Origin of the sequence: Nocardia sp. NPDC049220, from assembly GCF_040647855.1 — a bacterium.
Lineage (GTDB): Bacteria > Actinomycetota > Actinomycetes > Mycobacteriales > Mycobacteriaceae > Nocardia.
Window position 1 is genome coordinate 230,844 of sequence record NZ_JBEZDA010000005.1, and the last position, 24,459, is coordinate 255,302.

Sequence of the window (24,459 nt, forward strand, 5' to 3'; positions counted from 1 at the left end):
CTACTCGGCGATCACGATCCTGACCTCGGCGTCGGCTGCCTCCGTCGAGTCACCCGGGGTGACGAACCAGTGGGTGACCTCACCGTCGGCCAAGTCGTCGGCGAGGTCATCGCCGGGGAGGACCGAGAGTGCGCCCGCGGTGGCCGAAGCCAGGAACTCCAGGGCGGCGGCTCGACCGAATGTGGCGACGGTGAACGTGGTGGATTCGTAGTCGATCTCGTATTCCTCGCGCACCCGTTCGGCTAGAGCCAGTGCCTCGGACTGAGTAATCGCCACGACCTCGCCGGCCGTGTAGGTGACGAATGCGGGGTGCTCTTCGCCGAGTGGGCGTACCCGATCGGAGTAGGACACCGGATGCGACGGCGCCGTGGCAAGATCCTGCTTCGCCTGCGGTCCGTCGAGCGCCATCCAACGAATCTCACTGTCGGCCACCGGTTCCAGGGTGATCCCGAACCCGACGCCCGCCGCGGTCAATTCGTCCGCCGACAGCCCACCAGCGAACAAGCAAGCCGCACCGGCCTTCTGCACCGCCCACACCGCGACCACGGCCTCCACCGAGCGCGGCAGCGCCACCGCGACGACATCGCCCGGTCCCGCACCCTGCTCGATCAGCACCCTGGCCAGCTGCGAGGACCGCCGATCCAGCACCTGGTAGGCGATCTCGTCGCCATCGGCCAGCAACGCGGGCGCTGCCGGGTCCTCTTCGACGACGTCGGCGAGCACCTTGGCCACCGTGCGCGCACCAACTCGGCCGACCGGGTCCGGCGCCGACGCCGACGCCGAGATACCGGATTCGACCAGCAGTTGGGCCCGCTCGTTCGCATCGAGAATATCGATGTCGCCGACCAACGCATCCGGATCGCCGATCAGCGCCTCCACCACCCGAACCAGGCGCGCGGACAGGGTCGCCACCTCGTCCGCGGTGAACCGACTGCCCAGGTACTTCAGGGTCAGTTCGAGGGTGGACTCCGCGATCACCAGCAGCGTCATCGGGTAATGCGTCGCGTCGTTGACGCCGACACCGGTGACCGACATGCCGTCGATCGAGCTGGCCGCCGAAATCGCGTCCTTGTCCATCGGATACGACTCGAACACCAGCAGGGTGTCGAAGAGCGACCCGGTGCCCGCCACCCGTTGAATGTCGGTGAGGCCCACATAGTGGTGCTCGAGCAGGTCGGCCTGATCGTGCTGCAACCGCTCCAGCAGCTTGCCGACGGTCTCGCGGTCATCGATCCGCAGCCGCACCGGCAGCGTGTTGATGAACAGACCCACCATCGACTCGACACCGGGCAACTCGGCCGGACGACCCGAGACCGTCGCGCCGAACACCACGTCACCGCGGCCGGTGAGTCGTCCGAGCAGGATGCCCCACGCTGCCTGCACCAACGTGTTCACCGTGACACCGAGTTCGGCGACGTGCTTGGTGAGCTGACGGGTGCGGTCGGCGTCGATCTCGGCGGTCAGCGTGCCGATCTCGTAGGTCTCCGCGGCGCGTGGCTGCGGCGCGAGTTGCGTCGGCTCGGTGACACCGTCCAGCGCCGAGGCCCAGGCGCGCAGCGAAGCAGTCCGGTCTCGCCCGGCCAGCCAGCCGAGGAAGTTGCGGTAGGAGGCCACCCGCGGCAGCGCCGTCTGATCGCCGTGCACCGCGTAGAGCACCAACAGGTCCCGCATGAGCAGCGGCATCGACCAACCATCCAACAGAATGTGGTGGGTGGTGATGGCCAGGTGCCACTGCGCCTCGTCGCTGCGGAACAGCGTGAACCGCAGTAGCGGTGGAGTGGACATGTCGAAGTGCGTCGCCCGGTCGGCCGCGATCTGCTCGCGCAGTTCCGCGGTCCGCTGATCGGCGGGTAGCCCGGTGAGATCCACCTCGCGCCACGGCGCTTCGACCCGATCCAGCACGACCTGAACGGCCTGTCCGTCGGAGTCGGTGACGAACGCGGTGCGCAGGTTCGGATACCGGTCGACGATGCCCTGCGCGGCCGTGCGCAGGCGTGTCACGTTCAGCGCACCGCCCAGGTCCACCACAGCCTGCATGGTGTACACGTCCACGGTGGACTGCGTCATCAGCGCGTGGAACAGCAGACCGGATTGCAGCGGCGAGAGCGGCCACACTTCGGCCAGCGCCGAGTAGTTGCGCTCCCACAGCTCGATGTCGGTCTGGCCGACCCGGACCAGCGGCATGTCCGACGGGGTGAAGCCGCCCGCGTCCGACCGCCGCGCGTGCGTGGCCAGTGCGGTGAGTGCCGCGACCCACAGGTCGGCGAACTCCCGCACCCGTTGTTTGCCGATCAATCCGGTCGGGAAGGCGAACGCCGCCCCGAGCTGCGGTCCGTCCACACCGTCGGTGACGATCGCGTTGATGTCGATCGTCGCGTTGGCGGGCATGTCGAGGTCCATGTCGACATCCAGCTGACCGAGGTCGGCCACCGGCACCCAGCCGATCTCGGCGAGCTGTTCGGGGATCTCCCCCGCCGACATCCGCCCGAGGTAGTTGAAGCTGATCTGGGCTGTGTCGGATCCCGACTTGCCGCTACCCAGGCTCGCCGCGGTCTCCGGATTCAGATGACGCAGCAGGCCGTAACCGAGACCCTTGTCCGGCACCGCGAGCAACTGCTCCTTGATCGACTTCACGATCTCACCCACCGCGGCGCCACCGGCGAAGGCGTCGGTGAGATCGGCGCCGGCCAGGTCGAGCCGGACCGGGTAGGCCGTGGTGAACCAGCCGACGGTACGGGAAAGATCCGCACCGGGGACGACGTCCTCTTCGCGACCGTGACCCTCCAGCTTGACCAGGGCCGCACGGTGTCCGTGAACGGCGTCCGCCTCCGTGGTCGCGCGCGCTGCCGCCGCATCGTCGCCACGCCAGCGGGCGACCGCCATGGCCAGCGCCGACAGCAGCCCGTCGTTCACCCCGCCGCGGTAGAGGCCGGGGATCGCGGTGAGCACCGCGTCGGTGACCTCGGCGGACAGCGTGATCTCGACCCGTTCGACGGTCGCGAACGTGTCGCGGTTCGGGTCGAACGCGCGCGTGCCGATCAGCGGATCCGGTGTCGCCGAAACCTGCTGCCAGAACGGCAGTTCCGCAATTCGCTCCGGTGCGCGCGCGGCTTCGACCAGGCTGTGCGCCCAGCGCCGCATCGAGGTGCCGTTGCCCGGCAGCGTCACCGGCTGACCGGCGACCAGTTGCGACCAGGCCACCGCGAAGTCCGGGATCAGGATGCGCCAGGACACACCGTCGACGACGAAGTGGTGCGCGACGATCAGCAGCACGTCGCGCCGCTTGCCGTCAGGTCCGACGGCCGGTTCGCCCACTGCTGTGTCATCTTCCGCCCGGCCGGTCGCATCCGCGCCGAACGCGAACCAGACGAACTGCGCCATCGCCGCCTGCGCCGGATCGAGCCTGCCCAGCGCCGCGTCCAGCGCCTCGGTACCGACCCTGGCCAGTTCCGCGTCGTCGACGTCGGCGGGCAGGTCGACCCGATGCACCAGGGCATCGATGTCGACCGCACCGCGCGGCAATGCCTCGAACCTCCAGTCGGTGCCGACGCGACGCAGCCGCGACCGGAGCACGTCGTGGTGGTCGAATACGGCCGCGACGGTGCCGACCAGAGTCTCCCGGTCGATACCATCGGGCAGCCGCAGCGCCATGGTCTGCGAGAACCGCTGGTAGGACGAGCCACTCGCGAGGATCTGCGCCATGATCGGCGTCAGTGGGATATCGCCGACACCGCCGCCCGGAAGTTCCTCCAGTTTCACCTGTTCGGCGCCCGCGCCGAGCACGGCTATCTCGGCGAGCGAGGCGACACTGCGCCGCTCGAACACATCGCGCGGGGTGAACACCACGCCACGCGCCTTGGCCCGCGAGACCAGCTGGATGGACAGGATGCTGTCGCCGCCGAGCGCGAAGAACGAGTCGTCCAAACCGATCTGCTCGACCCCGAGCACCTCGGCGAACACCTCGGCGATGACCGCCTCGACCTCGTTGGCAGGCGCGCGGAACTCGCGCGGGGCCAACTCCGGTTCGGGCAGCGCCTTGCGGTCCAACTTGCCGACCGGGGTCAGCGGGATCTCGTCGAGCACCACGATGGCCGTGGGCACCATGTGCGGCGGGAGGCTTCGCGACGCGTACTCGGTGAGCCGTGTCGTTTCGATCTCACGCCCCGACGTGGCCAGGACATACGTGACGAGAATCGTGGCGCCGGCCGCGGTCTGGCGGCCGAGGGTGATCGCGTACTCGACGTCCTCGTGCCGGCCGAGCACGGTATCGATCTCGCCCAGTTCGATCCGGAAGCCGCGGATCTTCACCTGGAAGTCCGAGCGGCCCACGTAGTCCAACTCCCATCGCACCGACGGTAGCGCGGCGTTGCCCGCCCGCTCACCGGGTTCGGCGAACCAGCGCACCACGTCACCGGTGCGGTACATCCGCGCGCCCTCGGTGCTCCATGGGTTGGGCACGAACCGTTCCGCGGTGAGATCGGCGCGGTTGTGGTAGCCACGCGCCAGCGCGCCACCGGCCAGGTACAACTCGCCCGCGACACCCGGTGGCACCGGGTTGAGCCGGTTGTCCAGCACCAGGGCCGACATACCGCGCACCGGACGTCCGATGGTGATGTGCCGCCCAGGGGTGAGGGCGGCGTACGACGAGATGATCGTCGTCTCGGTCGGGCCGTAGGCGTTGAAGTACTTGCGTCCCGGCCACCATTTGGCCAGCAGTTCCGGTGTGGTGACGTCGCCGCCGACAGAAGCGACCTCGAGCGCCGCCAGCCCTTCGGGATCGACGGTGCCGAGCACCGCGGGGGTGATGATCGTGTGGGTCACCCGCTCGGTGCGCAGCAACTCGGCCAGATCCGGACCACCGATGATGGTCGACGGCACGATCACCAGCGTGGCGCCGATGTAGGCGGCGCACAGCCATTCCAGCACCGACGGGTCGAAGCTCGGCGAACAGATGTGCAGGAACCGGTGATGCGACTCGAGCTGGTACAGATCGGTAGCGACGCCGACCAGTCCACCCATACCCGCGTGGGTCACGGTGACGCCCTTGGGCATACCGGTCGAACCCGAGGTGTAGATGACATACACCGGGTGCCGCATGGCCAGCGCGGAGATCCGGTCCGCGTCCGTCACCGGCTCGGCGGACCGGCTCTCGACCAGCGCGCCGAACTCCGGATCGTCCATCCGCAGCCACTCGACATCGCGCGGCAGTCGGTCCACGTACTCGCGCGCGGTGATGCCGATGACCGCACCGGAGTCGTTGACCATGTGTCGCATGCGATCTTCGGGGTAGGTCGGGTCGATCGGCACATGCGCGCCACCGGCCTTGGCCACCGCCCAGAATGCCGCGACCATCTCGTAGGAGCGCGGGAACGACAGCGCCACGATACGTTCCGGTCCGACGCCGCGTGCGATGAGCACGCGCGCCAGGCGTGAGGAGTACTCGTCGAGTTCGCGGTAGGTGATCGATCTGCCCTGGTAGCGGATCGCGATCTGCTCTGGGTTCTGCTGCACGCCGCGCGTGAGCAGGTCCGGCAGCAGACCGGTGGCCATGACGTCCTCGCCGTACACGCGTGTGAGCAGGTGCTGCTCGGACGGGTCCAGCAGTGGCAGGTCACCGATCGGGGTCTCCCGCTCGGTGGCGATCGCGGTGAGCAGCCTGGTGAACCGCTCGGCGAACACCCGCACGGTGTCGTCGTCGAACAGGTCACGCGCGAAGGAGAACTCCGCGTACATGCCCGCGCCGTCCGGGTTCTCCCCCGCCTCCCGGATGGTCCCTGCCTCGCGAATGGTCAAAGACAGATCGAACTTCGCGATGTCGACGTCGAAATCCACCGCACCGACGTGCAGTCCGGGCAGCTCGAAGCTGCTCTCCGGCAGGTTCTCGAACGACAACGCCACCTGGAACAGGGGGTGGCGCGCGGTGGAGCGTTCCGGGTTGAGCAGTTCCACCAGCCGCTCGAACGGCAGATCCGCGTGCGCGAACGCCTGTAGATCGGCATCCTTGGTGCGGGCGAGGAACTGCCCGAACGTCAGGTCGCCGTCCACTTGCGAGCGCAACACCAGCGTGTTGACGAACATGCCGATCACGTCGTCGAGTTCGGCTTCACCACGACCGGCCACCGGGGTGCCGATGGCGATGTCGTCGGTGCCGGACATCCGCGCGAGGAACAACGCGAGTGCGGCGTGCACGACCATGAACGGCGTCGCGTGCTGCTGCCTGCCGATCTCGGTGAGCGCGCGGTACAACTCGCCGTCGATCGGGAACACCACGCGTCCACCGGTGAACGACTGCGTCGTCGGACGCGGCCGGTCGGCGGGAAGGTTGAGTTCGTCCGGCAGCCCGGCCAGCGCGGTGCGCCAGTGTTCGGCCTGCTGTGAGATCAAGCTCTCCGGATCGGTCTCGGCGCCGAGCACGTCGCGCTGCCAGAGGCTGAAGTCGACGTACTGCACCGGCAACGGCGCCCAGCCCGGTTCTACCCCGGCCGAGCGGGCCGCGTAGGCCAGCATCACATCCCGGGTCAACGGGCCCATCGACCAGCCGTCGGCGCTGATGTGGTGCGCGACGAACACCAGCACGTACTCGGTGTCGGCTCCGGCGGGGGCAACTTCCGCCGCACCTCCGGTCGTGACGTGGAACAGCTTGGCGCGCAACGGAATCTCGGTGGTCACGTCGAAGCCGGCGGAAACGATCTCGATGATCCGCTGCTGGATGTCCGCAGCGGCGACCGCCTCCGGCGTCAGGTCCGGTACGGCCTGCGCGACCGGCACGATCACCTGGTGCGCCGCACCGCCCTCTTCGGGGTAGCGGGTGCGCAGCGTCTCGTGCCTGCTGACCACATCCCCGACCGCCGATTGCAGCGCGTCGACATCCAGATCGCCGCTCAGCCGAATCGCGACGGGGATGTTGTTGACCGCCGAGTCGGTGTCGAACTGGTTGAGGAACCACATGCGCTGCTGCGCCAACGACAGCGGAATCCGCTCCGGACGCGGGCCGGCCACCAGCGCACGACGGCCACCCGCCCCCGCGTGCTGCTCGACCCTCGCGGCCAGCCCGGCCACCGTGGCGGCTTCGAACAGCACCCGCACCGGAACCCGCCCGTCCAGCGCCGCGCCGATCCGCGCCGCGACCTGCGTCGCCAAGAGCGAATTACCGCCCAGCGCGAAGAAATCGTCGTCCGCACCCACCCGCTCGACACCCAGCACCTCGGCGAACACCGACGCCACGATCTCCTCGATCGGCGTCGACGGCGCCCGGAAGACCTGAACCTCGAACTCCGGCTCCGGCAACGCCTTCCGATCCAACTTGCCGTTCACGCTCAACGGCAAGCCGTCCAACACCACGAATGCCGACGGCACCATATAGGACGGCAAGCCCGCCGACAGCGCCGACTTCACCTGCGCGACATCGACGCCGGCCTCGGCGTCGCCGGGCACGAGGTAGGCCACCAACCGGTCACCGGTCTTCGGATCGGACTTCGCGATCACCGCGGTCTGCGCGATCTCCGGCCGAGCCAACAGCGCGGCCTCGATCTCACCGAGTTCGATACGGAAGCCGCGGATCTTCACCTGGAAGTCCGTGCGGCCTCGGTACTCGAGTTCACCCGCGCTGGTCCATGCGACCAAGTCACCCGTGCGATACAACCGGGTACCCGGCCCGAACGGGTTGGCCACGAAACGATCCGCGGTCAGATCCACCCGACCGAAGTAACCACGCGCCAACTGCGCACCGGCGAGGTACAGCTCACCGGAGACGCCGTCCGGCACCGGCCGCAGCCGGGAGTCGAGGACGTAGACCTGACTGTTCCATTCGGGCGCACCGATCGACACGGCGGTCTCGTCGGCGAGGGTGACGCGGTGGCTGGTGATCGACACCGCCGCCTCGGTCGGACCATAGAGGTTGAACAGTTCGGTACGCGGATTCGTCCGCAGGAACCGCTGCGCCACCGCACCCGGAAGAGCTTCACCGATCGCCAGCACCCGCCACAGCGAATTCGGCATCCCGGCGGTCAACAGCGCATCCAGCATCGACGGCACCACATGCAGCGTGGTCACCCACTCGCGTGCCATGAGTTCGTTCAGGTACGTCGGATCCCGATGACCGTCGGGCGAAGCGATCACCAGGCGGCCACCGCACACCGCGGCCGACCAGAACTCCCACACCGAGAGGTCGAAGGTCACCGCTGTCTTCAGCAGGACCGCATCCGCGGCATCCAGACCGAACTCGACGTTCTTCCACTGCAACTGATTCGCGATAGCGCCGTGCGACACCGCCACGCCCTTCGGGCGGCCGGTCGAGCCCGACGTGAAGATCACATACGCCGTGTTCTCCGGACGCAGCGGTCCCACCCGATCGGCGTCCGTGATCGGCGCGGCGTCCACACCTGACACATCGAGTTCATCAATGCGCACCACCGGCGCGACGTCCGTCTCGAACTCCGCGGCCGCATCGGTCAACACACACACCGGTGCCGCCGTCGCCAAGATGTAGTTCGTACGCTCGGCAGCCTGCTCCGGATCCACCGGCACATACGCACCACCGGACTTCGCCACCGCGTACATCGCCACGATCAGATCCACCGAACGACGCAACGCCAGCGCGACCCGCGACTCCGGACCGACACCCAGCGAAATCAAGTGCCTCGCCAGGCGGTTCACCCGCATGTCGAGCGCACCGTAGGTGATCGACGCACCGTCATCGGTGACGAGCGCGACCTCCTTCGGCCCGGCCGCGACTGTGGCGTCCAGCAGCGACACCAGCGTGGCGGACGTATCCACCGGACGCTCGGTCGCATTGCGCGCGGTGAGCAGCCGGGACCGTTCGGCGGCGTCGAGCAGTTCGATGTCACCGACCGGAGTGCGCGGAGCAGCGATGATCTCGCCGAGCAAGCGGGCGAACCGGTCGACGAAGCCCTGCACCGTGTCGTGATCGAACAGGTCGGTCGCGTAGGTGAAGAACCCGGTGATGCCCGCGGGCTCACCGGCGTCGCCGTAGCGGTCGGTGGCGATCAGGTGCAGATCGAACTGGGACAACTCGGTGTCGATGTCCAGACCCGCCACGGTCAGACCGGACAACTCCAGTGTCGCCTGCGCCAGGTTCTGGAACGACAGGCCGACCTGGAACAGCGGATGCCGCGCGGTCGAACGGACCGGGTTGAGCACCTCGACCAGCCGCTCGAACGGCACGTCCGCATTGGCGAATGCCTGAATGTCGGTTTCGCGCTGACGAGCCAGCAGATCGGCGAACGCCTCGCCCGCGTCGACACGGGTACGGAACACCAGCGTGTTGACGAACATGCCGATCAGTTCGTCCAACACGGCTTCGCCTCGGCCGGCCATCGGCGTGCCGATCGCGATGTCCTCGGTGCCGGACAAACGAGCCAGCAGAACCGCGAGCGCGGTGTGCACGACCATGAACAGCGTCGCACCCTCCGCGCGGGCCAACTCGATCAGCGCCTGATGGGTCCGCGCGTCCACCCGAAGTTCGACCTTGCCACCGGCGAACGACTGCACCGCGGGCCGCAGCCGGTCCGCGGGCAGATCCAGCTGGTCGGGCAGCTCGGCGAGCGCCTGCTTCCAATAGGCGACCTGCTTCGCGGCCACCGATTCCGGATCATCCTCGCTGCCGAGCAGTTCGCGCTGCCAGATGCTGTAATCCGCGTACTGGACCTCCAGCGGCGCCCAATTCGGCGCCTCACCGACCGAACGTGCGGCGTAGGCGATCATCAGGTCCCTGGTCAGCGGGCCGACCGAGGAGCCATCACCAGAAATGTGGTGCACGACCATCGCGAGGACGTAGTCCACCGAGTCGCCCGCGGCCGACGCGGTGGTGTCCGCCCCGTCGCCGGCGATCTGGAACAGCGCGACCCGCACCGGCACCTCGGTGGTGACGTCGAAGATCGTGGAAGTCAGTGCCACCACGGCGGATTCGATGTCCGCGGGCGCGACCACCCGCACGTCCAGCCGCGGCACGGCCTGCGCGGGCGCCACGATGACCTGCACCGGACCCGAGTCGGTCTGCGGGTAAATGGTGCGCAGGATCTCGTGCCTGGTCACCAGGTCCGCGATCGCGGCCCGCAGCGCGGCCACGTCCAGCGCGCCGGTCAATCGCACCGCGATCGGCACGTTGTAGGCCGCCGACTGGGTGTCGAACCGGTTGAGGAACCACATCCGCTGCTGCGCCAGCGACAGCGGAATCCGCTCCGGCCGTGGGCCCGCCGTGAGCGCGCGACGCCCACCCATATCGGCGTGCTGCTCGACCCGGACCGCCAACGCGGCCACGGTGGACGCGTCGAACAGCAGCCGCACCGGCACCCGCGTGTTCAACGCCTCGCCGAGCCGAGCTGCGACCTGGGTGGCCAGCAGCGAGTTGCCGCCCCAGCCGAAGAAGTCGTCGTCGAGCCCGAGCTGCTTCGACTCGCCGCCCTCCCGTTCACCGATCCGCAGCACCTCGGCGAAGGTGTTCGCCACGATCTGCTCGATCGGCGTGACCGGCGCGCGGAACACCGCCTTCTCGAAGGTGGGCTGCGGCAGCGCCTTACGGTCCAATTTGCCATTGGCGTTGAGCGGCAGCGCGGCCAGCTGAATGAGCACCGACGGCACCATGTACGACGGCAGCTCGGACGACAGCGCGGATTGCAGCCCGCGCTTATCGATCTCGCCCGGCGTCGACGCCACCACATAGGCGACCAGGCGATCGCCGGTGCTCGGATCGTTGTGCGCGATGACAGCCGCCGCGCTCACCGTGGCCTGCCGCAGCAGCGCGGCCTCGATCTCGCCGAGTTCGATGCGGAAGCCGCGGATCTTCACCTGGAAATCGGTGCGGCCGCGGTAGTCGAGTTCGCCGGTGGCGTTCCAGGCCACCAGGTCACCGGTGCGGTACATGCGTGTGCCGGACGCACCGAACGGATCGGCGACGAATCGGTCCGCGGTCAGCTCGGGGCGACCGAAATACCCGCGCGCCACCTGCGCACCCGCCAGGTACAGTTCGCCCGACACACCGACCGGCACCGGCCGCAACCGCGCGTCCAGCACGTAGACCTTGCTGTTCCACTCCGGAGCGCCGATCGAGACCGATGTCTCGTCGGCATCGGTGACCAGGTGACTGGTAATCGACACCGCCGCCTCGGTCGGCCCGTACAGGTTGTGCAACGCGGCGGTGTTGGCCCGCCGGAACCGCTGCGCGGTCCCGGCGGGCAGCGCCTCGCCGATCGCCATAACCCGCCGCAGCGAGGTCGCCAGCCGGCCGTCGCATTCGGTGAGCAAAGCATCCAGCATGGACGGCACCACATGCAGCGTCGTGACGCCGGTCGTGCGTATCAGATCGTTCAGATAGGCCGGATCACGGTGCCCATCGGCCGCCGAGATCACCAGGCGGCCACCGGATACCGCGGCCGACCAGAATTCCCACACCGACAGGTCGAACGTCGCCGCGGTCTTCAGCAGAACCGCGTCATCGGCGCCGAGCCCGAAGGTCGTGATCTCCCACCCCAACTGGTTGACGATCGCCGCATGGGGCACTGCGACGCCCTTGGGCTGGCCGGTCGAACCGGACGTGAAGATCACGTACGCGGTGTGCGCAGGCAGCAGTGCGGCGTGGCGTTCGTCCGCGGTCACCGGACCGGCGGGATACGTGTCGAGGTCGAGCGTGTCGATCTGCACGATCGCGGTGGCCGCGGTACGGAACCCGTCCCGTCCGGTGGTCAGCACGCACGCCGGTGCGGCGGTGGCCAGGATGTAGTCGGTCCGCTCGGCGGGCTGGTCGGGATCGATCGGTACATAGGCCGCACCGGATTTCGCGACCGCGTACATAGCGATCACCAGGTCGGTGGAGCGACGGATCGCCAGCGCGACCCGGTCCTCCGGGCCGACCCCGCGTTCGATCAGGTAGCGGGCCAGACGGTTCACCTGAGCGTCCAGCTCGGCGTAGGTCAACTCCTGCTGCCCGGTCGGCTCGTCGGCGACCAACGCCACCGCGTCCGGTGTCGCGGCAACCGAGGCGTCCAGCAGCGACACCAGCGTCGCGGTGCGCGTGGAGCCCGCGGAACGCGCCGCGAGCAGAGCGTCGAGATCGTATTCGGTGTCGTTCCACACCGTGAGGATGCGGTCGCTCTCCTCCGGCGCGAGCAGATCTATCTCGCCGACCTGCACCGTGGCGTCGGCGACGACGGCGTCGAGCACCCGCACGAACCGGTCGGCGAAGCCCTGCACCGTGGCCTCGTCGAACAGGTCGGTGGCGTAGCCGAATTCGGTGATGATCTCGGCGGGGGTGCCGTCCTCGCGGTACCGGTCGTACAGCGTGACGTGCAGGTCGGTCTTGGCCAGTTGCGAGTCGAAGTTGACCGCGCTCACCGAGAGCCCGGGCAGCTCGAAGGTGGTCTCGGCCAGGTTCTGGAACGACAGGCCGACCTGGAACAGCGGGTTGCGCGCGGTCGAACGCACCGGGTTGAGTACCTCGACCAGGCGCTCGAACGGCACGTCCGCATGGGCGAAGGCCTCGAGGTCGCGGTCCTTCACGTCACCGAGCAGATCGGCGAATCGGTCGGCGGGCGCCACCCGGGTGCGGAACACCAGGGTGTTGACGAACATGCCGATCAGGTCGTCGAGTTCGCGTTCGCCGCGGCCCGCGATCGGAGTGCCGACCGCGATGTCGTCGGTGCCGGACAGGCGAGCCAGCAGCACCGCGAGCGCCGCGTGCACCACCATGAACAGCGACGCGTTGTGTGCGCGCGCCAGCTCGTGCAGACGGGCGTGCCGCTGCGGGTCGATCTCGAAGCGAATCGCCTTGCCCTGGAACGACTGCGCGGGCGGGCGCGGGCGGTCCGCGGGCAGTTCCAGCTGGTCGGGCAACTCCGCCAGCGCTGTCTTCCAGTACGCCACTTGCTGTGCGGCCAGCGACTCCGGATCGCTCTCGGACCCGAGCACCGCGCGCTGCCACAGCGCGTAATCGGCGTACTGCACCGGAAGCGGCTGCCACTGCGGCGTCTCACCCTGGACACGTGCCACATAGGCGGCCATCACGTCCCGGGCCAGCGGACCCATCGACGAGCCGTCGGCGGCGACATGGTGCACGGTGAACGCGAGCACATGCTCGGTCGTGTTCGATCCCGCCCCACTCCCACCGCTGATCCGGAACAGCGCCACCGACAAGGGCACCTCGACGGTGACGTCGAAGGTGGTGAGCGCGAACGTGATGACGCTGCGGAGCAGGTCCTCCTCGGCGACATCGATCGGGGTGAGCACCGCCGCGGACTGCGCCGCGGGGCGGATCACCTGGTGCGGTCCCTCTGCCGAGCGCGGGTAGGTGGTGCGCAGCACCTCGTGCCGGGCGAACACGTCACCGATGGCCTGCGCCAGCGCGGCCACGTCGAGCGTGCCGGACAGCCGAACCGCCAGCGGAATGTTGTCCACCGCCGAAGTCGCCGTGTCGAACTGGTTGAGGAACCAGTACCGCTGCTGCGCGGGCGAGAGCGGAATCCGCGCCGGACGCTCGACCGCCTCCAACTTCGGCCGGTCCCGCCCGGATCCGGCGTTGCGCTCGACCCGGGTGGCCAGTGCGAGCACGGTGGACGCCTCGAACAGGTCACGAACCGCCAGCCGGGTGTCCAGCGCGGCGCCGAGCCGCGCGGTCACCTGGGTGGCCAGCAGCGAGTTGCCGCCCAGTTCGAAGAAGTCGTCGTCCAGGCCGACCCTGGCGACGCCGAGCACGTCGGCGAAAGTGCCCGCCACGATCTCCTCGATCGGGGTGGACGGCGCACGGAACACCTTGGCCTCGAACACCGGGGCGGGCAGCGCCCTGCGATCCAACTTGCCGGAGGCATTCAGCGGGAACTGATCGAGCACCACGAACGCCGAGGGCACCATGTACGCGGGCAGTTCGCCGCCGAGCTCCGCGCGTACGCCGTCGATGTCCACCGAACGGCCCGCGGTCGCGATCACATAGGCGACCAGTTGGTCGCCGAGCCGATCATCCGAACGCACCACCACGACCGCCTGCGCGAGCGATTCCAACGCCGTCAGCGCCGACTCGATCTCACCCAGCTCGATCCGCAGACCACGCAACTTCACCTGGAAATCGGTCCGACCCAAGTACTCCAGCTCACCACCGGCCGTCCAGGCCACCAGGTCACCGGTGCGGTACATCCGATCACCGTCGGCGCCGAACGGGTCGGCCACGAACCGGTCCGCGGTGAGTTCCGGACGCGCGACATACCCGCGGGCCAGTTGCACGCCCGCGAGGAACAGCTCACCCGCGACGCCCACCGGCACCGGATTCAGGCGCGGATCCAGCACGTACACCTGGGTGTTGAACACCGGAGCACCGATCGGCACCGACACCGTGTCGGCCTCGGTCACCTCGTGATACGTAACATCGACCGCGGCCTCGGTCGGACCGTACAGGTTGTGCAAACGCGCACCGGTCAACTCACGCAACCGCTGCGCCGTCACAGCGGGCAACGCCTCACCCGAGGCGAAAACATTACGCAGACTTGCGCATTCGTCGGCGTGACCCTCCGCACCAGCCGCCTGCGTGGCCACGAACCTACTCGCGGACTCCGCCAACGAACTCACGAACACCGACAGCATCGACGGCACGAAGTGCGCCGTAGTAACCCGCTGTTCGGTGATCGCCTGTACCAGGTAGCCGGGGTCGCGATGACCATCCGGCTTCGCGACGACCAAACGCGCGCCGACCTGCAAGGGCCAGAAGAACTCCCACACCGACACGTCGAACGTCGCCGGCGTCTTCTGCAACACCACATCGGTGCCGTCCAGGCCGTACTCGGCCTGCATCCACACCAGACGGTTCACGATCGCGGCATGCGAGACCGCCACACCCTTCGGACGACCGGTCGAACCGGACGTGAAGATCACATACGCCGTATTGGCCGGACGCAGCGGCGCCAGGCGCTCCGCGTCCGTGACGGGCGTGTCCGTGTAGTCCGCGAGCGACACTCGGTCGATTTCGATCGCCCGGATCGCTCCCGCGTCGAACTCCTCGGCCGAGGTGGTCAGTACACATACCGGATTCGCAGTGTCGAGCACGTAGTGGGTGCGGTCGGCGGGATGGTCCGGGTCCAGCGGCACGTACGCGGCACCGGCGACACCGACCGCGTACATCCCGACCACCAGGTCGATCGAGCGGCGCATGCCGAGCGCGACCATCGCGTCCGGTCCGACGCCCAGCGAGATCAGGTGACGGGCAAGGCGGTGCACCCGCGCGGCGAATTCGGCGTAGGACAGACTCGTCCCCTCGAACGTCACCGCGATCGCGTCCGGCGTCCGCTCGGCTTGCGCGGTGAACATCGAGACCAATGTGGCGGTCCGGTCCACGACATGCGCGGTGGCGTTCCACCGCTCGACGACCTCGGTGCGCTCGACGGCGTCGAGCAACTCGACGTCACCGACGGTCACCGAGGCGTCCGCGACCACAGCGGTCAGCATCCGCACCAGCCGACGCGCGACGCCCGCGATGGTGCGCGTGTCGAACATATCGGTCGCGTAGGCGAATTCGGCCGTCATCCCGTCTGCGGCACCGTCGTCGCCGACCCGGTCGGCGAGGTTCAGGTGCAGATCGAACTTGGCGGTCACCACGTCCAGCGGCACACCGGCCACCTCGAGTCCGGGCAACTCGAACGATGCCTCTCCGGTGTTCTGGAACGACAGCATCACCTGGAACAGCGGGTGGCGCGCCTGCGAGCGCGCCGGGTTCAGGATCTCCACCAGCCGCTCGAACGGCAGGTCCGCGTGCCCGAACGCCGCGAGGTCGGCGTCCTTGGTACGCCTGAGGAGTTCGGTGAACGGTTCGGCCGCGTCGATTGTGCTGCGCAGGACGAGCGTATTGACGAACATGCCGATGGCGTCGTCGAGCACGGCCTCACCGCGGCCCGCGACCGCCGTGCCGATCGCGATGTCGTCGCTCCCGGACAGCCGGGTCAGCAGCGCCGCGAAAGCCGCGTGCACCACCATGAACAGGCTGGCCCCGTTCGCGCGGGCCAGTGCGTTCAGGCCGCGCAGCAGGTGCGCGTCGAGCGAGAACTCGTACACGCCACCGCGGTGCGACGCGACCGCGGGACGCGAACGATCCGAAGGCAGATCGAGCTGATCGGGTAGGCCGGCCAGGTGCTGCGACCAGAACGCGACCTGCTGGGCGATCAGCGAGGACGCATCGTCCTCGGAGCCGAGCGTCTCGCGCTGCCACAGCGCATAGTCGGCGTATTGCACCGGCAGCGGAGCCCAAGCGGGCGCCTCGCCGCGCGAGCGCGCCGAGTAGGCCACCATCACGTCGCGCGCCAGCGGCCGCACCGACCATCCGTCGCCGGAGATGTGATGCACCACGAACACCAGCACGTGGGTGTCGGGCTGCGAACCGTCCATCGAGCCCGCGATTCGGAACAACTCGGCGCGCACCGGAACCTCGGCGGTGACGTCGAAGCCGGTCAGCACCAGCTCGCTGATCCGATCCTGGATCTCGGCCTCGGACACCTCGATCGGGGTCAGGTCGAGCACACTGTGACCGGCGGGCAGCACAACCTGCACACCGTGGCCGTCGGAGGTCTCCGGGTAGACGGTGCGCAGCACCTCGTGGCGGTCGATGACGTCGGTGACGGCCTGGCGCAGCGCCGCGGTGTCCAGCGATCCGGAGAGCCGGACCGCGAGCGGAATGTTGTTCACCGCGGTCTGGTTGTCGAACCGGTTCAGGAACCACATCCGCTGCTGTGCCAGCGACAACGGAATACGGGACGGCCGCAGACCCGCGACCAGTTCGCGGCGGCGTCCAGTGCCCTGGCTCGCCTCCACCCGCGCGGCCAGCGCGGCGACGGTCGGCGCCTCGAACAGCATCCGCACTGGGATCCTGGTGTCCAGCGCGGCGCCGAGGCGGGCGACCACCTGGGTGGCGATCAGCGAGTTGCCGCCCAAGTCGAAGAAGTCGTCGTCGAGGCCGACGGCGCGCTCGCCGTCCGCGACCACCACGCCGAGCACCTCGGCGAAGGTGTCGGCCACGATCTCCTCGACCGGGGTGGACGGCGCACGGAATTCTCGGGCCTCGAAGACGGGTTCGGGCAGCGCGCGCCGGTCCAGCTTGCCGTTGGCGTTCAACGGCATGGCGTCGAGCACCACGATGGCCGCGGGCACCATGTACGACGGCAGTTGCGCGGACAGGTGTGCCCGGACCTGGACGAGGTCCACCATCGCACCGCCGGCAGGCACCACGTAGCCGACCAACTGGTCACCGACGCGTGCGTCGGAGCGCACCAGCGCCACCGACTGCGCGACCGAATCGAGTGCGGTGAGCGCGGTTTCGATCTCGCCGAGTTCGATACGCAGGCCGCGCAGTTTCACCTGGAAGTCGGTGCGGCCGAGGTAGGCGATGGCGCCGGTGTCGTCCCTGGTGACCAGGTCACCGGTGCGATACATCCGGGCGCCGGGCGCGCCGAACGGGTTGGCGACGAATCGGTCCGCGGTCAGGTCGGCGCGGCCGAGGTAGCCGCGGGCCAACTGATCACCGGCGAGGTACAACTCGCCTTGGACATCAGCCGGCACCGGGTGCAGACGCGCATCCAGCACGTAGGCCTGAGCGTTCCACACCGGCAGGCCGATCGGCACAGCGCCGTCCACCTGGTCGGCCACCGGCCCGTGCGTGGCGTGCACGGTGAATTCGGTGGGACCGTACAGGTTGTACAGCGCGGCGGAACTCACCCGGCGGATGGCGACGACCGCGTCGGCGGTGAACGCCTCACCCGCGACGAACAGCATCCGCAGCGAGGCGAGCGCGTCCGCGTCGGCCGGGTCGATGGCTCCCGCGAACACGGTCAGCATCGACGGCACGAACGAGGTCATGGTGACCCGCTCAGCCGCGATCACCTCGGCGAGGTAGTGCGGATCGCGGTGTCCGTCCGGGCTCGCCACCACGATCCGGCCACCGGTGGTCATGGGTCCGAACAACTCCCACACCGACACGTCGAAGGTGGTGGGTGTCTTGAACAGCACGATGTCGTCGGCGTCGATGCCGTATTCGCCAGTGATCCAGCGGATCTGGTTGATCACGGCGGCGTGTGGCACCGCGACGCCCTTCGGGCGTCCGGTGGAGCCCGAGGTGAACATCACGTAGGCCGGGTGCTGCGGCCGCAACGGCACGATCCGCTCGGTGTCGGTGATCGGCGCGTCCGAGTATCCGGACAGATCGAGTTCGTCCACGGTCAGCGTGGCACGGCCCGCACCGTCGAACGCGTCGCGCGTGGTGGTCAGCACGCACACCGGATCGGCTGAGTCGAGCACGTACTGCACACGCTCGTCGGGCTGGTCCAGGTCCAGCGGCAGGTAGCCACCGCCTGCCGCGTGCACCGCGTAGGCCGCGATGACCAGATCCACCGAACGGCGCATGCCGAGAGCGACCAGTGTCTCGGGGCCGACACCCGCCTCGATCAGATGGCGGGCGAGTGTGCGCACTCGGCCGGCGAATTCGGCATAAGTCAGCGACGTCCCGGTCGCCGGGTCGACGACCGCGACCGCGTCCGGCGTGGCCTCGACCTGCGCGGCGAACTCCTCGACCAGCGTGCCGGCGGAGGCGAACGCGTGTGCGGTGTCGTTCCACTCGCGCAGTGCCCGCTCGGTCTCCCGCTCGTCCAGCAGGACGACGTCTCCGACAGCCCGATCAGGTTCGGCGGCAACAGCTTTCAACAGGCGACCGAACCGTCGTCCGAACTCGACCATGGTGTCCGCGTCGAACAGATCGGTGGCGTAGATGAGTTCGGCGGTGATGCCACCGGTCGGCGCGCCGACGCCGGTGGACCCTCCCGCGGCGTCCCGCTCGGAGAGCACCAGTTGCACGTCGAACTTGGCGACGTCGATCGGCAAATCGACGCCACTGACGGTCAGCCCGGGCAGTTCGAGGCTGCTCTGGCCGAGGTTCTGGAAGGACAGCATCACCTGGAACAGCGGATGCCGCGCTTGCGAACGCGCCGGATTCAGAATCTCCACCAGCCGTTCGAACGGCAGATCCGCGTGTCCGAATGCCGCGATGTCGGTGGCGCGGACCGTTCGCAGCAGATCGGTGAACGTCGCGTCACCCTCGATCGGGGTGCGCAGCACGAGAGTATTGACGAACATACCAATCAGGTCGTCGAGTGCGCGTTCGCCGCGCCCGGCGACCGGGGTGCCGATGGCGATATCGTCCTCGCCGGACAACCGGGACAAGAGCACGGCGAGCGCGGTGTGCGCGACCATGAACAGCGTCGCGCCCCTGGTCCGGGCGAGTTCGGTGAGCTTGCCGTGGGTTTCGGCGTCGATGCCGAAGGTGTGCGTGGCGCCGCGCCCGGTGGCGACCGCGGGGCGCGGCCGGTCGGCGGGCAGATCCAACTGCTCGGGCAGCGCGCGCAGCGTGCTCGACCAGAACGAGATCTGCTCGGAGATCACCGAATTCGGATCGTGCTCGGCGCCGAGCACTTGACGCTGCCACAGCGCGAAGTCGGCGTACTGGACCTCGAGCGGCCGCCAAGCCGGCTCGCCGCCGTCGACGCGAGCGCCGTAGGCGGTCATCACGTCCCTGGTGAGCGGGCCCATCGAGAAGCCGTCCGCCGAGATGTGGTGCACCACAAGGGCGAGCACATGCTCGGTCGGGCTGATCTCGAACAGCCGCGCACGGAACGGCACCTGCACGGTCACGTCGAACGCGGTCAGCACGAGTTCCGACAGCTGCTGGGGCAGTTCGGCCTCGGTGACGTCGATCGGCGAGAGGTCCGGAATGACCTTGGCGGTGGGTACGGTCCGCTGGTACGCGGCGCCGTCCACCTCGGGGTAGAAGGTGCGCAACGACTCGTGCCTGGCCAGCACATCGGCGACCGCGATCTGTAGCGCCTGCCGGTCGAGCAGACCGGACAGCCGGACCGCGGCCGGGATATTGTCGACCGCCGACTCGGGGTCGAAGCGGTTGAGGAACCACATCCGCTGCTGGGCCAGCGACAGCGGGACCAGTTCGGGCCGCGGCTGCGGCACCAGTGCCGCCCGCGCGCCGGCACCCGCCCTGGTCTCCGCGCGGGCCGCGAGCGCCACCACGGTGGAGGCCTCGAACAGTTCACGGACGCCGAGGTCGGTGTCCAGCGCGGCGGCGAGCCGGGCCGCCACCTGGGTGGCGCTGAGGGAGTTACCGCCGAGCGCGAAGAAGTCGTCGTCCAAGCCGACGCGTTCCAGGCCGAGCACGTCGGCGAAGGTGGTGGCGACGATCTCCTCGACCGGCGTGGTCGGAGCGCGGAACACCGCGGCTTCGAACACCGGCGCCGGCAGCGCCTTGCGGTCCAGCTTGCCGGAGGCGTTGAGCGGGAATTCGTCGAGCACGATCACCAGCGACGGCACCATGTACGCGGGCAGCTGCCGCGCCACATCCTCACGAACCAGTTCGGTGTCCAGCGCGGCGCCCGGCGCTGTGTGCTGCGCAGCGATGACATACGCGACGAGCTGGTCGCCGGTGTGTGCGTCGGAGCGCACCACCACGACCGCCTGCGCGATCTCGTCCAGTCCGGTCAGTGCCGACTCGATCTCACCGAGTTCGATGCGCAGACCACGCAGTTTCACCTGGAAGTCGGTGCGGCCCAGGTACTCCAACTCACCGTTCTCGGTCCAGGCCACCAAGTCGCCGGTGCGGTACATTCGCGCCCCGGCCGGCCCATACGGGTTGGCGACGAACCGGTCACCGGTCAGGTCCGGCCGCGCGACGTAACCGCGCGCGAGCTGGGCGCCGGCCAAATACAGCTCACCCGCCACACCCACCGGCACCGGGCGCAACCGCGAATCCAACACATACACCTGTGTGTTGAACACTGGCGCGCCGATCGGCACGGTGTCGGTGTCGGTATCCACCACCTCGTGGAACGTGACGTCCACCGCTGCCTCGGTCGGGCCGTACAGGTTATGCAGCGCCGCACCGGTCAGTTCGCGCAGACGGTGCGCGGGCTTGGGCGGTAGCGCCTCACCGGAGGCGAACACCAGCCGTAGCGCATCACAGCGCGCCGCGGACGGGTCTGCCACGTCAGGTCCCGCGGACGCGATCGAACTCACGAACACCGCGAGCAGGGAAGGCACGAAGTGGGTGACGCTCACCCGCTCCGCACTGATGATCTCGGCGAGGTAGGCCGGGTCGCGATGCCCGTCCGGCTTCGCGACCACCAGCCGCGCGCCGATCTGCAACGGCCAGAAGAACTCCCACACCGACACGTCGAACGTGGCGGGTGTCTTCTGCAACACCACGTCGTCCGCGGACAGTTGGTAGGCGGTCTGCATCCATACCAGGCGATTCACGATCGCGGCATGCGAGACCGCGACACCCTTCGGACGACCGGTCGAGCCGGACGTGAAGATCACATACGCGGTGTTCGACGCACGCAGCGGCGCACGGCGATCCGCGTCCGCGATCGAGGCCTCGGACAGCCCACTCAGGTCGAGCAGATCGATCCGCACCTGCGCGGTGTCGATCTCCAGATCGCTACCGGAGGTCAGCACACACACCGGGTCGACCGTGCCGAGAATGTATTCCGTGCGATCGGCCGGATGATCCGGATCCAGCGGCACATACGCGCCGCCCGCGACGACGACGGCGTACATGCCGACGACCAGGTCGATCGAGCGTCGCATCCCCAGCGCCACCGCGGATTCCGTGCCGACACCGCGCGCGATCAGCCAGCGGGCCAGTTGATTCACCCGGCCCGCGAACTCGGCGTAGGACAGAGTTGTCCCCTCGAACGTGACCGCGGGCGCCTCCGGCGTGCGTTCGGCCTGGTCGTAGAACATCGAGACCAGGGTCGCGGCCTGCACGGAGCCGCCGTCTCGACTCGACAACACCGCAGCCACATCGAACTCGGTGTCGTTCCAGCCGGACATGACGAGTTCGCGCTCGGCGGTGTCGAGCAGCTCGATGTCGCCGACCGCCACGTCGGGCTCGGCGCCGATCACGGTGAGCACCCGGACCAGTCGGTCGGCGATGCGGCGCACCGTCTGCTCGTCGAACAGGTCGCGCAGGTAGCCGGCGCGCACCCGCAGCCGCGAGTCCAGCTGCGCGATCAATGTCAGCGGGTAGTGCGTGGCGTCGGCCGCGTCCAGGCCGACCACCGCCATGCCGTCGATATCCGACGCCTGCGCCTGCAGGCCCTCGGCGTCGACCGGGTAGGACTCGAACACCACCAGCGTGTCGAACAGGCCGCCGATGCCGGCGCCGGCCTGGATGTCGGCGAGGCCGATGTGGTGGTGGTCGAGCAAGTCGGCCTGCTCGCCCTGGGTCCTGGTCAACAGTTCCCGCACGGACTCCGAGGGATCGAAGCGCACCCGCACCGGCACGGTGTTGATGAACAGACCGACCATCGACTCCACACCCGCCAGCTCGGCGGGACGCCCGGAGACGGTGGTGCCGAACAGCACATCGTCCCGGCTGGTCATCCGGCCGAGCAGGATGCCCCACGCCGTCTGCAACACAGTGTTCGGCGTGACGCCGAGCGATCCGGCCAGCGCGGTCAGCCGCGCGGTCGCGGCCTCGTCCAGGTCGAAGAAGTACTCGCCGGACAGCGCGGTGATTTCGCGACCGGCATCCGGGCGGGCCAGCAGCGTCGGCTCGCCGACCCCGCGCAGCGCGTTCGACCACGCGGCCAGCGACACCGAACGATCCTGCTGCCCGATCCATGCCAAGAAGTGTCGATAGGAACGGGCCGCGGGCAACGCCGACGTCTCCGCATGCGCGGCATACAGCACCAGCAGGTCCCGCATGAGCAGCGGCATCGACCAGCCGTCGAGCAGGATGTGGTGATTGGACACCACGAACTGCCAGCGGGCCCCGCCCGCCGCCGACGCGTCCGCCACCTGGATCAGCGTGAAGCGGATCAGCGGAGGTTCGGTGAGATCGAAGCGACGCATGCGGTCGGCGGCGATCAGGTCGTCGCCGTCACCTCGAGCGATCCGGTCGTGCTCGGCCCACGCGACCCGGACTCTGTCCAGCACGATCTGCACCGGATTGCCGTCGTTGTCGGTGACGAACGCGGTGCGCAGATTCTCGTGGCGATCCACCAATGCCTGGGCGGCCGCGCGCAGCCGGACGGCGTCCACCCGCCCGGTGAGCGTCAGCACCGCCTGCGCGGTGTACACGTCCACCGAACCGGCGGCCAGGCGGGCGTGGAACAGCAATCCCGCCTGTAGCGCCGAGAGCGGCCAGACGTCGGCCAGCGCGGGGAACCGCTGCTCCCAGCCATCGATATCGCGTTGCGTCACCCCCCGCCTCGATCCATCGCCCGCGGTGCGCACGAGCGAGAAGTCCGACGGGGTGTGTCCACCCGCACCGGGCGACTGCGCGTGGCGGGCAACCGCTTCCAGCGCCGCGGTCCACAGTTCGCCGAATTCGCGCACGTCAGCGGCGGTGAACAGGGTCGAAGGGTAGCCGATATTCGCAGTCAACTTGTCGCCGACGACGATCGCGTTGACATCCAGCGGCGCCATCGCGGGCATGTCCGCGTCGTAGGCGCCGCCCAGCGCGCCGAGTTCCGGCGCGGGAATCCAGCCGAAGCCGCGCAGCGACTCGGGCACGTCGCCCTCGGAGACCCGGCCGAGGTAGTTGAAACTCACCTGGCCGGGCAGCTCGCGGGGCAGCTCGGGCGCGGTGTCGGCGTTCAGGTAACGCAGCAGACCGTAGCCGAGGCCCTTGTCCGGGACCGCGAGCAGTTGCTCCTTGATCGCCTTGACGACCGTTGCGAGCGCGGGCCCGCCGGTGAACGCGGCATCGATGTCGATACCGGACAGATCGACCCGGACCGGGTAGATCGCGGTGAACCAGCCGACGGTGCGCGACAGATCCGCACCGGGCGCGAGGTCCTCTTCGCGACCGTGGCCTTCCAGCCGCAGCAGCAGCGAATCATCGCCACGGGTGCCGACCCGGCGCGCCCGCCACTTCGCGGTGGCCAACGCGAGCGCGGTGAGCAGCCCGTCGTTCACGCCGCCGTGGAACAGCGCGGGGACAGTGGTGAGCAACGCCTTCGTGACCTCGGCGGACACCTGGACCTGGAGCTTCTCGACGACGCCCGACGTGTCGATCGCCGGATCCATCGGTCGCTCGGTCAGCAGCGGATCGGCCGCGGCGACCACCGAACGCCAGTAGTCGAGTTCGGCGACCCGCTCGGCGCTGGCGGCCTCGCGCTGCAACGCGTGCGCCCAGGCCCGCATCGAGGTGGCCGGTGCGACCAGCTCCGGCGCCTGACCCGCGGTGCGCTGGCCCCAGGCAGTGACGAAGTCCGGCACCAAGATGCGCCACGAGACACCGTCCACCACCAGGTGGTGCGCGACCACGATCAGGCGTCCGGCGCGATCGGCGGACGAGGGCTCCAGCCAGACGAAGCGGACGACCACACCGGCGGCGGGATCGAGCCGGTCCAACGACGCGTCCAGTGCGGCCGAGGCGATCTCGACCAACTCGGCGTCCGCGACACCCGCGTC

At 68.9% G+C, this 24,459-nt stretch carries 1 protein-coding gene (cut by a window edge); it reads right to left on the bottom strand.

Annotated elements, in window-relative coordinates:
* A protein-coding gene (locus AB0C34_RS16605; protein WP_357072839.1) for a non-ribosomal peptide synthase/polyketide synthase crosses the window boundary here: on the bottom strand, positions 1–24,459 show its 3' portion. Its footprint extends 19,797 nt past the window's final position; only the last 24,459 of its 44,256 coding nucleotides appear in the window; its start codon lies off the right edge, out of view — the gene reads right to left on this strand; its stop codon occupies positions 1–3.